A 14,092-nucleotide genomic window follows, 5' to 3' on the forward strand; every position below is an offset into this window, starting at 1 on the left:
CACACCGCCATGACACAAACGAAAAGGGCGGCTGACCGAAGTCAGCCGCCCCTTCCTTAGGCTTGTGATCCGGAAGGATCAGAAGCTGATGCTGGTCTGGACCGTGAAGTTACGACCGTAGAAGATGTTGGCATAGAACGAGGCCGAGGTGTTCGACTGCTCGCCCGAGATGCCGTTCACCAGCGGCGCACGCTCGTCGAACAGGTTGCCGACGATCCCGGTCAGGTTGATCCGGTCGTTGATGCGGGTGCGCAGCGACAGGTCGAAGTAGCTCAGATCGGGGATCACGCCGAAGCCGCCCGGACCCGAGAACACCGCCAGATCGTCACGCGCGCCGGTGGCATAGACCCAACGGAGCTGGCCGGTGAAACCTTCGGTTTCGTAGGCAGCGGTCAGGTTGTTCTTGAACTTCGAGGACACGCCCGAGAAGCCGCCACCATCGGTGGTGCCGACAACGTTGGTGCCGCCGTTGATGAAGTCCATGGTGTAGGTGAACACGTTGCTGAAGCGCAGACGTGCATCCGACGAACCACCGAAGATCTCGTTCAGCGGAATGACCCAGTCAGCGCCGATGTCGATACCGCGAATGACCAGCGGACCGTTGGCGTCGGGGCTGTTGCGGCGGCCGGTGTTGACCGAAGCGATCTGACCGTCGGGACCGCGCACGATGCGGTTACAATCGGACTGGACGGCAGCGGTGAAGCACTGGTTGATGTAGAACTGCGCCGACAGGGCCTGAATGGCACCACGCAGGGTGATGTCATAGTAGTCCGCAGTCAGGTTCAGACGACCGAGCGGGAACCAGTCGGGGCTGATGACAGCACCGGCAGTCCAGGTTTCGGCGCGTTCTTCGGAAAGGTCACCCTGACCGAAAGCGAACGACTGAATCTGGGGGTTCTGCTGGGTGTAGGTCGGCAGGTTCGCGGCCGGGATACCCGAAGCCTGGCAACGAGCCAGCAGGGTAGCCGAACGCGGGTCGGTCGCCGCACCGCCGCGCGAGCACGGATCGGTCACCTGCGGGAAGCCCTGGTCACCGGCCTGGAACAGTTCGGTCACGTTCGGAGCGCGTGCCGCCTTGTTGTAGCTGGCGCGGAAGCGGATCCACTCGACCGGAGCGAATTCGACGCCGGCCTTCCAGTTGAACAGCCCGCCGATCGTGTTGTAGTCCGAATAGCGCGCACCGGCTTCGAACGAGAGCAGATCGGGGAAGCCGTCACCGCCGAGCACCGGCAGACGGATTTCGCCGTAGACTTCGTTCACCGTGATGCCACCGACCTGCGGGTTGGCAGCGTTGAAGCCGATGATTTCACCGCGACGCTTGGCATCGTCAGGGATGAAGCTGCCGGTGTCCTTGCGGTGCTCGGCACCGACCGCGATCGCAGCCGGACCGCCGGGGAGTTCGAACAGCTCACCGGTGAGGTTGGCAGCGACACGAACCTGCTCGAAGCGGGCGATGTCGAGCGTGTCGGTCTGGATGAAGTTCACCATCGCCGGGGTCAGGGTGTTGGGCCCGAAGATGCTCACCGGGACGCAACCCGGCAGGATGCCGGGGCCGTTCACCACGCCAGCGGCGTTGCGGCAGCCATTCACGCCCTGTTCGACGGCGGTGCGGTTCACGTTGCCGACGGCACGGGTATCCAGCGAGTTGCGGCCCCAGCTGAAGATCGCGTTCGCGGTCCACTTTTCGTTGATGTCGTGCTCGAGGATCGCACGCGCGTTGATGTTGCGGGATTCGATGGTGCCGACGCGCGGGCCGGTTTCGTTGAAGCGACGGTTGTAGACGAACGCACCATCCGGATTGACGCGCGAGTTCAGGGCGATGCGAAGATCGGCCGGGATGAACTGCGCACGGGTCGGGTCGATCGTGAAGCCGGTCGCCGGAGCCTGCGCCGGGGTCGGCGCGAGCTGCTGCTGCAGGCGCGATTCGGTGTAGGCACCGAACACGTTCAGACGGGTCTTGTCCGAGAACTCGTACGAGCCGACCGTGACGAAGTTGTAACGGTCATACGCCAGCTGGTTGAGGTTGTCCGGCGCGAAGTTGTAGCGCGACGAACCGATCGAACGGATCGGCAGGCCGCAGAAGCTGCCCGTCGCGCCGGTGAGTGCGCCCGAACCGAGGCTGGTGAAGTTCGGGGTCAGTGCGCCCTGGTCGTTGAACGAAAGGGCACCGGTGTTGACCGCAACGCCCGGGGTCGCAGCATTACAGTCGGTGTTGGCTGCAGCGAACTGGTCGGGCAGCAGGGTCGACAGGTTGCGGAAGGGGTTGCCGGTGAGGGCGCTCACGCTGCCCCACGGGCCGGTGGCCGAGCCGCCGCCGCCAAGGCCGGTGTAGGTCGAGCCGGGACGGACATCGTCGGGCGTGAGAGCCAGATAGACTTCCTGGGTGGCCGGATCGTAGAGGGTCGTGCCCGAAATGCGGGTGAAGTCGTAAGCGTTGGTGCTGATCGCTTCACGGTTGTAGTAGTTGGCCGACACGACGAGGTTGCCGCGACCGTCAGCGAAGTTGCCGCCGACCACCATGCCGTAGGAGTATTCGTTGCCGCGGCCGTCTTCGTTGATGCCGTACTGGCCGGTCAGCTCGACGCCTTCGAAGTCGTCAGCCAGAACGAAGTTCACGACGCCGCCGATGGCGTCCGAACCGTACACCGCCGACGCACCGCCGGTCACCACTTCGACCTGACGGATCAGCTGGACGGGGATCAGCGAGATGTCGACAACGCCGGTCGTGGTCGACGGGGGCAGACGCTCGCCGTTGAGCAGGATCAGGGTACGCTGCGGGCCAAGGCCGCGAAGGTCGATCGTGCCGAAGGTGCCCGAGGGGTTGTTCGACGAGGTGGTCGCACCCGGGACGACCTGCGGAAGGTCGTTGAGCAGGGTTTCGAGGGTCTGGGTGCCGGTGAGCTGGATCTGCTCGGCGGTCACGACCGTGACGGGGCTCGGCGCGTCGAGGTCAGGACGCGCGATGCGCGAACCGGTGACGATGATGTTGGCCGGCGCTTCCGCCTCTTCGGAATCGGTCTGGTCCTGCGCGAAAGCAGGCGCAGCGGCGAGCATCAGACCGAGCGCGATCGGTGCAGTGCCAGCCTTCAGGATCGAAGTCTTTCTCATGTGTGGTTTAGTCCCCTGTTCGTCCGGCCGGGAGCCGGAGCAATCTGGTGTATAGATCGCACGTTGGCGGGCCGTTTGGACGGCCTTCACCCCTGCGTCTGCGACCGAAATGCTCCAACATAAGCAATTGTCGCAAACGAAAACGCGCCTGTTCGCCCCGTTTGGCGAAATTCTGTGTCAATGTTGCAACACCGAGACATGACGGATTTGACAGGGGGCTCGCGCGCTCGCTTGACCTGCCCCGTCCCGGTGCTAACGTTTACGCAAACGGAAGGCATTTTCGGGAGAGATCATGAGCACTGCATATATTGTCGAAGCCGTCCGCACCGCGGGCGGTCGCCGGGGCGGGCGTCTGGCCGGCGTGCACCCGGTCGATCTCCTGGCAAAGTCGCTGGATGCGATCGTCGAGCGCTCGGGAATCGACCCCAAGGCGATCGACGATGTCGTCACCGGCTGCGTCAGCCAGGCGGGCGAGCAGGCGCTTCAGGTCGGCCGCATGGGCGTGCTGGCGTCGAAGCTGCTCCCCCAGTCGACCCCGGCGGTCACCATCGACCGCCAGTGCGGATCGAGCCAGCAGGCGATCCAGTTCGCCGCGCAGGCGGTGATGAGCGGGACGCAGGACGTGGTCATCGCCAGCGGCGTCGAGAGCATGACCCGCGTGCCCATGGGCTCTAACGTCACCCTGCACATGAAAGAAGGCCTGCTCCAGAAGGCGGCGGGCCTCGAGGAGAAGTTCCCCGGCATCAACTTCAGCCAGTTCATGGGCGCCGAGATGATCGTCAAGAAGCACGGCTTCACCAAGGACGATCTCGACCGCTTCGCCCTCTCCAGCCACGAGAAGGCGATTGCCGCTACCAAGGGCGGGGCGTTCGAGCGCGAGATCGTCGGCGTCGAGATCGAGACGCCCGAGGGCACGCAGATGCACACCGTTGATGAAGGCATCCGCTTCGATGCGACGCTCGAGGGCATTTCGGGCGTCAAGCTGCTCTCGCCCGATGGCGCGATCACCGCGGCCTCCTCGAGCCAGATCTGCGACGGCTCGTCGGCGGTGCTGGTGGTGTCCGAGGCGGCATTGAAGGCCCACGGCCTCACCCCGCTGGCGCGCATCCACAACCTCACCGTCACTGCGGGCGATCCGGTGATCATGCTCGAAGAGCCGCTGTTCGCGACCGACCGCGCCCTGCAGCGCGCCGGCATGACCATCGACGACATCGATCTGTTCGAAGTCAACGAAGCCTTCGCCTCGGTGCCGCTCGCCTGGCTCAAGCACACCGGCGCCGACCCGTCCAAGCTCAACGTCAACGGCGGCGCGATCGCGCTCGGCCACCCGCTCGGCGCGAGCGGCACCAAGCTGATGGCAACGCTCGTCCACGCGCTGCGCGCGCGCGGCAAGAAATACGGCCTCCAGACGATGTGCGAAGGCGGCGGCGTCGCCAACGTCACCATCATCGAGGCGCTCTGATCCCCCTTACCTGAGAGGAAGAACCATGGAAGTTTCAGCCAATACCCCCGCGGTCGTCACCGGCGGGGCCTCGGGCCTTGGCGCGGCCACCGCGCGCGCGCTCGCCGCAAAGGGCGCGAAGGTCGCGATCTTCGACATGAACGCCGAGAAGGGCGAAGCGCTCGCCGCGGAAATCGGCGGCGTGTTCTGCCTAGTCAACGTGACCAAGGACGAGGACGTCGACGCCGGCTTCGCCAAGGCGCGCGCGGCCCACGGGCAGGAGCGCATTCTGGTGAACTGCGCCGGGATCGGCAACGCGATCAAGACCGCCAGCCGCTCGAAGGAAGACGGCTCGATCAAGCACTTTCCCATCTCGGCCTTCGATTTCGTCATTCAGGTCAACCTGATCGGCACCTTCCGCTGCATCGCCAAGTCGGCGGCGGGGATGATGACCCTCGATCCGCTCGACGAGTTCGGCGAGCGCGGGGCGATCGTCAACACCGCGAGCGTGGCGGGCGAGGACGGCCAGATCGGACAGGCGGCCTATTCGGCATCGAAGGCGGGCGTGATCGGCATGACCCTCCCCATCGCGCGCGACCTCATGAACGAGGGCATCCGCGTCAACACCATCCTGCCGGGCATCTTCGACACCCCGCTGCTCGCCGCTGCGCCGCAGAACGTGCGCGACGCGCTGGCCGCCTCGGTGCCGTTCCCCAAGCGCCTCGGCATGCCGGTGGAATATGCCAAGCTCGCCATGACCATGATCGAGACCGGCTATTTCAACGGCGAGGACGTGCGCCTCGACGGCGCGATCCGCATGGCCCCTCGCTGATCGCGAGGGGTGGCCGGATGGCCCCGCGCTAAGCTGGCGCCGCCATCTCGATACCGGAAGGGCCCTCTCCGCGGTCGGCGCGGGGAGGGCCCTTTGCTTTACGGTGCGCCCGGATGTCGGAGAGGTCGTGCCCAGCCGGCCGACCTCTCCGACCGGAGCCTTGCGGCCCCGCTCGCCTCCCGGAGCCGGGAGGGGAGAGGATGCCTGGCCGCTCTGTCACACGTTGAGGTGCCTGCGCAATCTTAAAATCTAACTAAAGTTAAGTGAATGCCCGGCGCGCGCGGCGGGACATGCGATCCGCTCGTGAACGCAGCCGCATCGTCATCGCTTTTGCGGGGGTTTCCTTTTGCTGCCTTCGTGGCATCACGGGGACAATCAAGGAGAGGGATCCGCCATGCACCAATACACCCAGATCATCGTCGCCAAGGCCGATGGGATCGCCACCATCACGCTCAACCGGCCCGACAAGATGAACGCCTATACCCGCACCATGGGCGAGGAGATCATGGCGGCGATGGACGACATCGATGCCGACGACGCGGTGCGCGCGGTGATCTTCACCGGCAGCGGCGAGCGGGCCTTCTGCGCGGGCGCGGACCTGACGCCCGAGGGGGGCGGGCAGGTGTTCTCCGATCCGACCGAGGTTGCCGACCTGTCCGATCCCAAGGTCCGCGACGGCGGGGGCTTGCTGACCCTGCGCCTGTTCGAATCGAAGAAGCCGCTGATCAGCGCCTGCAATGGGGTTGCCGTGGGCGTGGGCGCGACGATGCAGCTTGCCATGGACATCCGCCTTGCGAGCAGCACCGCGCGCTACGGCTTCGTCTTCGCCCGCCGCGGGATCGTGCCCGAGGCCGCCTCGAGCTGGTTCCTGCCGCGCATCGTCGGCATCCAGCAGGCGCTGGAGTGGTGTTATACGGGGCGAATCTTCGATGCCGAGGAAGCGAGGGCGGGCGGCCTCGTGCGTTCGATCCACGCGCCCGATGACCTGCTCTACGCGGCGCAGACGCTGGCGCGCGAGATTGCCGATAACACCTCGGCCATCTCGGTCGCGATGACGCGGGCGATGATGTGGCGGCTGATGAGCGCCGACCACCCGATGGAGGCTCACAAGATCGACAGCCGCGCGATCTACCGTCTCAGCCGCGGCGCCGATGCCAAGGAAGGCATCGCCAGCTTCCTCGAGAAGCGCCGCGCCATGTATCCCGGCAAGGTCAGCGCCGACATGCCCGACTTCTACCCGTGGTGGGACGAGCGGCCCTATGAGTGAGGAAGGCGAGCTGGCGGGCTTCTTGCCCTACCAGCTTTCGGTCACCTCCAACGCGGTCAGCAGCCTGATCGCCGAGCGCTATCGCAAGCGGTTCGGCCTCAAGATCCCCGAATGGCGGGTGATGGCCGTGCTGGGCGATGCGGGCACCATGACGCAGCGCGCGCTGACGGCGGCGACGGTGATGGACAAGGTCGCGGTCAACCGGGCGGTCAAGGTGCTGGAAGACCGTGGGCTTATCGCGCGCGTGCCCAATCCCGGGGATGGCCGCTCGCACCTCCTGGCGCTGACCGCCGAGGGCCGCGCGATCCATGCCGAGGTTATGCCGCTGGCGCGCGCGACCGAGCGCGAGCTGCTCGAAGGCTTCGGCGAAGTGGAGGAGGCGGAGCTGCGCGATCTGCTGGCGCGGCTGAGGGCGCGGGCGGAGCGGCTCGGCGGCCCGGCACCCGAAGGGCCGGAGCAGGACTGATCCCGCTCCGGCCGTCCCGGGTCGTTATTTGCCGACGTTCGAGTTGACGAGGTTGTCGCTGATCGAACAGGCCGCAGGACCGAGAATGACGACGAACAGCGTCGGAAGGATGAACACGATCAGCGGCACGGTCATGATCGCGGGCAGACGCGCGGCCTTCTCCTCGGCGCGCATCATGCGCTCGTTGCGGAATTCGGCCGAGAGCACGCGCAGCGCCGAGGCGAGCGGGGTGCCGTAACGTTCGGTCTGGACCATGGTGGTGACCACGCCCTTCACCGCCTCGAGATTGACACGGTAGGCGAGGTTGTTGAACGCCAGGCGCCGCTCGTTGAGGAACGAGAGTTCGATCGCGGTCAGGGCGAATTCGTCGCCCAGTTCGGGATAGGCGCGGCCCAGTTCCTTGGCGACGCGGTTGAACGAGGCGTCGACCGTGAGACCGGCCTCGGCGCAGATCACCAGAAGGTCGAGCGCATCGGGCAGGCCCTTCTGGATTTCCTTGGTGCGTTTGGTCGCCTTGTTGCTGAGGTAGAGTTCCGGGCCCTTGTAGGACAGGAACACTGACATCGCGAAGGCGCCGAGCCGGGTCATCGGGCCCCAGTCGGGCCAGAATTCGACGACATAGATCAAGAGGCCCATGATCCCGCCGACTACGATCGGCGCGATCGCGCGCATGCCGATGATCAGCACCGCGAGTTCCTTGTTACGGTAGCCCGCATGCGCCAGCTTCTGCTGGATGGTCTTGATCTGGCTGTCCTGAAGGACGTTGAACCGGTCGAGGCTGTTCTTGACCTTGTCGGTCGTGTCGGTGCGGCGGACCAGGCTGGTGCGCTTCTTGGAGGCCGAAGTGACAATCCCCGCCTTCAATTGCTCGCGCCGCCCCTCGAGCGCCTTGACGCGCTTGGCCATGGGATCGCGGATGGTGACGGCTGCATAGATCGCCAGCAGGGTCGCAAAGGCGGCCATGCCGACGAGCAAGGTTCCGACGAGGATGACGTCGAAGCCGAGCAGCGTGGGTCCTGAGGGTTGATCGATCATGGTACTCGTGCCCCCGCCTCAGATCTCGAAGTTGACCATCTTGGCCATGATGAACACGCCAAGGCCCATCCACACGCCCGCGCCCAGCCCGGCGACGATCAGGCGATCGTCGGTGAAGAAGGGGTACATGTAGTTCGGGTTGATGTAGAAGATCGCGCCGAACACGAGGAACGGCAGCGAGCCGACGATATAGGCCGAGGCCTTGGATTCCGAGCTCATCGCGCGGATCTTGAGCTTCATCTGCGCGCGCTTGCGTAGCACGTCGGCGAGGTTCGAGAGCGTTTCGGCAAGGTTGCCCCCGGTCTCGCGCTGGATCGCCAGCGTGATCGTGAAGAAGTTGAATTCGGCGATCCCGAGCTTGTCGGCGGTGTCCTGGAGCGCGTCCTCCATGGTCTTGCCGACCTTGATGCGGTCGATCACGCTCTTGAATTCATAGCCGACGGGGCCCGGCACTTCGCTCGATACGATGCCGAGCGTCTCGGTCACCGGCAGACCCGAGCGCAGGCCGCGCACAAGCAGCTCGATGCCGTCGGGGAACTTGTTGATGAACTGGTTGGTGCGGCGGTTGATGAGGTAGCCGACCACCAGGTGCGGCAGCCCCGCGCCCACGAACAGCCCGACACCCAGCGACAGCACCGGCGCCCGGCTGAGCACGAAGACCAGCACTGCCAGCCCGATCGACAGCCCGGCCGAGATGTAGAGATATTGCGAGACCGTCCAGCTCTTGCCGGTGCGGTTGAGGCGCATCTGCAGCGCTTCCATGCGCGAGCCGGAGCCGGCGACCTTGTAGGTCTTGGGCTTGCGTGCGGCGACCGCGCGCTTGAACTGCGCATCGACCTTGGCATCGAGGCTCTCGGAGTGGCGATAGCGCACCGCCTGCATCCGGCGCTTCTGCGCCTTGGAGACGCCCGACCCGGCGATGACCGCATAGCCCGCGACCAGCACGGCGAAGATCACCAGCGTGATGAGCAGGGTTTGGAAAAAGTCCATGCTGTCGTTTCCTGCCTCGCGCCGCCGGGAAGCGGCGGGTTCCTGTCCTCAAAGTCCGCCCGGGGGCGGGGTGCCGCGGCCGGGGCGGGCGGGGGGCTTTCGCCTTGCCCCGCCTGCCACCGGCCATGCGGCGATCAGTCGGCCTTGGTCAGATCGACCTTCGGCTTCTTGGCGAGCATCGACTTGAAGTCGAAGTTGCCGAGCAGCGACTTCTTGTCGCCGCCGCCCGCCGCCGGCAGATCGTCGGCGCTCGCACCGATCACGCGCTCGGCGATCTGGCGGATTGCCGCGGTCGCCTTGCTCGAGCGGTTGGCATCGACGAACACCTGACCCAGCTTGGCCGCATTCGAGGCCGCCTTGATGTCGTAGGGGATCACGAAATCGACCTTGCGCTCGATCGAGGCCTCGAAATCGGCCTTGCTGATCTCCGACAGGCTCGGCTGGACCTTGTTGGCCACGATCATCGGGTGAGCGTGCGAAGCGTTCGACTTGAGCCACGAAAGGATGCGGATCGTGTCACGCGCCGAGGCGAGGGTGAGCTCGCAGGTCAGCACCACCAGGTTCACGTCAGCCAGCAGCTGCGGGAAGTTGATGAGCATGTTGCGCGGCAGGTCGATGACCGTCATCTCGAAGGCCTGACGGAACTCGTCCTCCAGCTGCACGAAGGCCGAACCATCGGTCATCAGCGGCTGGTTGATCGGAGCTTCGGCCGAGAGGATCGACAGGTTGTCACCGGCGCGCACCATGGCGCGTTCGATAAACAATGGGTCGATGCGGCTCGGGTTCTCGATCGCGTCGGTGAGGCCGCGGCCGGGCTCGAGATCGAGCGCCAGCGCGCCGGTCCCGAAGTGCACGTCGAGATCGAGCAGCGCGGTCGGGGCCTTGTGTGCCTCGGAGAAGAGCCAGGCGAGCGAGGTCGCCAGGGTCGAGGCACCCACGCCGCCGCGCGTTCCCACGATTGCGGTCGAGATGTGGCGCTTGGTGCCGTCACCGTCACCCGCCTTGGGGCTCATGAACACCGCGAGCGCCTGGTTCAGGGCATCATGCACGGCCTGCGGCGAGAGCGGCTTCAGGAGGTAGTCGTGGATCCCGCTCGCGAGCAGATCGCGATAGAGGCGCACGTCGTTGACCTGGCCGATGGCGATCACCACCGTGCCCGGCTCGCACACTTCTGCGAGGGCGTTGATGTCGTTGAGCGGATCGCCGCTTTCCGACAGGTCGACCACGAGGATCGCCGGCGAGGCGCTGACCGAGAGCGATTGCACCGCATTGCGCAGGCCGCCCTTGTTGCACTTTTCCGGCTGCCAGCCGAGCTCGATCACCACCGGACGCAGCACGTCGAGCGCGTTGTCGTCGCAGATATAGGCCGAGAAGGGGTCGCGGTTGCCGGGCAGGCCCGATTTCCAGGGAGCATTCATGGCTTAGTTACCTCCTCCGCCCGAGCCTGCGGCGCCGGCGTCCTTGAGACCACCCTTGCCGGTCGGATCCATTTCACGATAGGTCGAGATCGCCTTGTTCGAGGTCGCGATCACGGTCTCGCCCGAACCCTGCTTGCCTTCGAGCAGGTCCTGCGGATCGGCGACCATCGCGGCGATGTTGCTGTTCACGGCGCAGCCGAAATTGGGGCTGGTGCCGTTGGTGTAGTTCATGTCGGACTTGGCCGACCAGTCTGGGCAGCCCGGAACGCTGGCGCTCGAGCGGGTGATGACGACACGCGCCTGGCCCGGCTGGACGAAGCCCGGCGTGACGGGCGCGGAATCGCTGATCATCAGGCCATAGCGCGCCGCAAGGTCGCGCACCGCGGCGGTCACCGCCGGGTTCTGGCTCGGGTTCTCGACCGCGATCCGGTCACCGTAGCGAAGGTCCATCGTCTCGAACCAGCCGTTCAAACGCTGCTGTTCGGAGAGCGGCAGGCCCGAGGCGTTGGTGTTGACGTCGAGCACCATGTTGGTGCGCTCGACCACCGGCTGCTTGACGCTGTAGAGTGTCGTGTTCTCGGGCATCCCGCCGCAACCGGCAAGGCCGAGGCCCAGCGCCAACGCGAGAGCGAGCTTGAGCTTGGGGGCGGGCCCGCGGGCCGGCCGGTTCATTCGTGCATTCGGCATTTTGGCACCTTTCTCGCGTTAGAGGCTGAAACCGGGGGCGGGCGCATCGGCCTTGGCCGACCGCTCGGGACGACGGGCCTTCTTCTCGGCGCGGCGCGGCTTTTCCTCGCCGTTCGGGACGATCGCAGACGGATCGGCTTCGCTCACCTTGGGCGCCGGCGCTTCGGGCTGGGCCGCGCTCGGGCCCGGACGCGCTTCGCCCGAGACACCGGCGTTTTCCTTGTAGCCGAGCAGCTGCTGGAACTCGTTGGCGGTATGGAAACCGTCGGTCGGCAGCTTGATGTCCTTGGCGTCGACCGGCTTCACCAGATAGGGGGTAACGATGATCACCAGCTCGGTCTCGCCCTTGCGGAACTGCCGGCTGCGGAACAGGTTGCCGAGGATCGGCACGTCACCCACACCCGGCGCCTTGTCGAGCGTGTTCTGCGCGTTGGCGCTCATCAGGCCGGCGATCATGAAGCTCTGGCCCGAACCCAGCTCGACCGTCGTTTCGGTGCGGCGGGTGGTGAGGGCAGGAACCTGGAAGCCGTTGAGCGTCACCGAGCCCTGTGCCGAAAGCTCCGAGACTTCCGGGCGCACGCGCATCGAGATGCGGCCGTTCGAAAGCACGGTCGGGGTGTAGGCGAGGCTGACGCCGTACTGGCGGAACTCGATCGACACCTGGCCGAGGCCCTGCGAGATCGGCACCGGGAACTCGCCGCCCGCAAGGAACGTGGCGGTTTCGCCCGAGAGCGCGGTGAGGTTGGGCTCGGTGATGGTCGAGACGAGGCCGAGACGCTCCGACAGGTCGAGCGCGCCCAGCATGTCCATCCCGAACAGGCGGCCGAGGCCCGACAGGGTGGTGCCGTTGTTGCTGTTGACCGCGGTGCCGAGGATTTCCTGCGTCACCGGCGTGCCGTCGGCGTTGAACACCGGCAGGCCGTTGGCGCCGAACACCGGCACGGTGATCGTCGGGTTGAGGATGTTGTTGCCGGTCGCGAAGGGGCCGCCGAGGCCATATTCGCCGGTCACGATCGAGCGGCCGCCGGTGCCCACGCCGAAGCGGAAGCCGCCGGTGGTGTCGAAGGTCTGGAGGTTGCCGCCGATGCTGCGCAGCAGCGAGCGGTTGACCTCGGCGACCTTCACCTGAAGGTTGACCTGCAGCGGGGTCGCGGTGCGCAGGCGGCTGATGACATTCGCCTTTTCACCGAGGAAGGCCTGCACCAGGCGCTCGGCCTCGGCCGCATCTTCCGGGGCGCCCACGGTGCCGGTCAGCAGCACGGTGTCGGTGCCCATGGTCGAGACGCTCACCTTGGCGTCGGGCATCGCCATCGCGAGCATCTGGCTGATGCTGCCGATGTTCGAGCCGACCCGGATGTTGGCCGAGAAGATCACGTCGCCGCGTTCGTTGCTGGCGTAGATCGTGGTCTCGCCGCCCGACTTGCCGAAGACATAGAGCTGGCGCTGCGACTTCACCTGGACGTCGGCGACTTCTTCGTTCGCGACGAAGACGTCGGCCATCGTGCCGGGCACCGTCACCAGCTCGCCCTTGCCGATCGACAGGACGATTTCCTGCGACGGGCGGACGACCTGCTGAGCGATCGCGGTGGTGGCGGGCATCGCCGCCATCGGCACCGCAGCCATCGCGGCCACCAGCAGCTTGAGCTTGAACTTGCGTGTCATGGGTTGACCCCCCTCGGGTTTGATCGACATGTCTCGGGTCCTCAGAAGACCACGGTCGCACCGGCGCTGGGCAGGGTCTGCCCGGCGCGCTTCACGCCCGTTGCTGTGCTGGAGATGACAGCGCCGGTGCCGGAGCGGACGCTTTCCTCGGTGGTTTCCTTGCCGCGGGTCACGCGGACGCTCGGGCCACGATAGACCGGGGCCGAGGCTCCGGCGTCGCTCGGCGACGAGCGGCGCGGCGCGGGCGGCGGGCTATAGGACGGGGCAGCCTGCTGCGTACCGTTCTTGGGCGGCACGGTGGTGCGCTGGAAGCGCGACACATCGCCGCCGGTCGAGTAGGTCGTGCCCTTGTCCACCGGGCGCGCCATGGCGGCCTTAAGGATGCGCTCTTCCTGCTCGGGCGTGGCGCCCGCCGGGATCTGGACATCGCCCGCAGCGACCGCCCGTTCGAGCTCCGACTGGCTGTCGGCGATCGAGCGCAGCGCGAGGCTGATCGTGCCGATGGTCTGCGCGACGGCAATCTTCTCGGCGATCTTGGGCGTCACTTCGAGCGTGACGGTGCGGAATTCGGTGACCTGGGTCTTGCCGTTCTCGTCGACGGTCTTCTCGACCGTCTGGTCGGTGGCAAGCACGCGCAGGTTGCGCAGCACGGTCTCGGCGGCCTTGAGCGGCTGGGTGCCGTTCTCGCCATCGACCGTCTGGGTCAGCACGAGGTCGACCCGGTCGCCGGCGAAGACGAAGCCCGCAACCCCGGTGGTGGCCGACACCGGCACGGTGACGGCGCGCATGCCCGGAGCAAGCGCCGCAGCAAGGAAGCCGCGATCGCCCGGCGCGACCAGCGCACCCTGGGTGACCGGCTCGCCCGCAGTGATCGGGAAGCGGACCACGGTGCCCAGCAGCTTGTTCATGTCGGCCTCGCCGTCGATGAAGTAAGCGTCCTGCACCAGCTCCTTGGGCCAGGGCTGGAAGCCCAGCGCGTCGGCAGTGATGATGGTGCCCGCGGTCAGAGCCCGCTTGGCGACCAGAACGCGCGGCCCGGTCGGGACGGCGGCGGCCTCTGCATCGGGGGCGGCGCCTCCGGCAAAGATGCTGCGTGCGGCAAATGCGGTCCCGATCGCGATGATCAGCGCGCCGAGCAGCAGAACCAGTTTCTTCCTATCCATGGCTCAATTAGCCCCCTCGTAAA

11 protein-coding genes are annotated in these 14,092 nt (G+C 66.3%); 4 read left to right on the forward strand and 7 right to left on the reverse strand.

Features of this window, described 5'->3' with window-relative positions; translation table 11 throughout:
* Positions 1–78 precede the first annotated feature (78 nt).
* On the reverse strand, positions 79–3,108 hold the full coding sequence (locus tag PFX90_RS07240; RefSeq protein ID WP_285711707.1) for a TonB-dependent receptor domain-containing protein: 3,030 nt from the start codon (positions 3,106–3,108) through the stop codon (positions 79–81).
* A 292-nt stretch (positions 3,109–3,400) separates the two neighbouring features.
* Between PFX90_RS07240 and PFX90_RS07245 the strand changes: the two genes are divergently transcribed.
* The 4 genes from PFX90_RS07245 to PFX90_RS07260 all read left to right on the forward strand — a co-directional run bounded on the left by PFX90_RS07245 (position 3,401) and on the right by PFX90_RS07260 (position 7,114).
* Positions 3,401–4,570 carry an acetyl-CoA C-acetyltransferase gene (locus PFX90_RS07245; protein ID WP_285711708.1) on the forward strand — a complete coding sequence of 390 codons (1,170 nt, stop codon included), beginning with the start codon at positions 3,401–3,403 and terminating at the stop codon, positions 4,568–4,570.
* 25 nt (positions 4,571–4,595) lie between these two features.
* Positions 4,596–5,381, forward strand: coding sequence for an SDR family NAD(P)-dependent oxidoreductase (locus tag PFX90_RS07250; protein WP_285711709.1), 786 nt, complete (start codon positions 4,596–4,598; stop codon positions 5,379–5,381).
* Positions 5,382–5,775: 394 nt separating this feature from the next.
* Complete coding sequence (locus PFX90_RS07255) at positions 5,776–6,648, forward strand: crotonase/enoyl-CoA hydratase family protein (protein WP_285711710.1); 873 nt, start codon at positions 5,776–5,778, stop codon at positions 6,646–6,648.
* Positions 6,641–7,114, forward strand: a complete 474-nt coding sequence (locus PFX90_RS07260) for a MarR family winged helix-turn-helix transcriptional regulator (RefSeq protein ID WP_285711711.1) — start codon at positions 6,641–6,643, stop codon at positions 7,112–7,114. Before PFX90_RS07255 ends, PFX90_RS07260 begins: the two co-directional genes overlap by 8 nt.
* Positions 7,115–7,138: 24 nt before the next feature.
* Here PFX90_RS07260 and PFX90_RS07265 read toward each other — a convergent pair whose 3' ends face one another.
* From PFX90_RS07265 to cpaB, 6 genes are all read right to left on the reverse strand, one after another.
* On the reverse strand, positions 7,139–8,149 hold the full coding sequence (locus PFX90_RS07265) for a type II secretion system F family protein (RefSeq protein ID WP_285711712.1): 1,011 nt from the start codon (positions 8,147–8,149) through the stop codon (positions 7,139–7,141).
* A gap of 18 nt (positions 8,150–8,167) precedes the next feature.
* Entirely contained in the window at positions 8,168–9,139 is a 972-nt protein-coding gene (locus tag PFX90_RS07270; protein WP_285711714.1) for a type II secretion system F family protein, read from the reverse strand.
* Between the two features lie 134 nt (positions 9,140–9,273).
* Entirely contained in the window at positions 9,274–10,557 is a 1,284-nt protein-coding gene (locus tag PFX90_RS07275) for a P-loop NTPase family protein (RefSeq protein ID WP_285711715.1), read from the reverse strand.
* Between the two features lie 3 nt (positions 10,558–10,560).
* Positions 10,561–11,229: a CpaD family pilus assembly protein gene (locus PFX90_RS07280; protein ID WP_285711716.1), complete on the reverse strand. Its 669-nt coding sequence runs from the start codon at positions 11,227–11,229 to the stop codon at positions 10,561–10,563.
* A gap of 33 nt (positions 11,230–11,262) precedes the next feature.
* Entirely contained in the window at positions 11,263–12,906 is a 1,644-nt protein-coding gene (locus PFX90_RS07285) for a type II and III secretion system protein family protein (RefSeq protein WP_285711717.1), read from the reverse strand.
* A gap of 41 nt (positions 12,907–12,947) precedes the next feature.
* Positions 12,948–14,069, reverse strand: a complete 1,122-nt coding sequence (gene cpaB / locus PFX90_RS07290) for a Flp pilus assembly protein CpaB (RefSeq protein WP_285711719.1) — start codon at positions 14,067–14,069, stop codon at positions 12,948–12,950.
* Between the last annotated feature and the right edge of the window lie 23 nt (positions 14,070–14,092).

It is taken from the genome of Erythrobacter oryzae (genome assembly GCF_030271515.1).
GTDB classification, from domain to species: Bacteria; Pseudomonadota; Alphaproteobacteria; order Sphingomonadales; family Sphingomonadaceae; genus Erythrobacter; species Erythrobacter oryzae.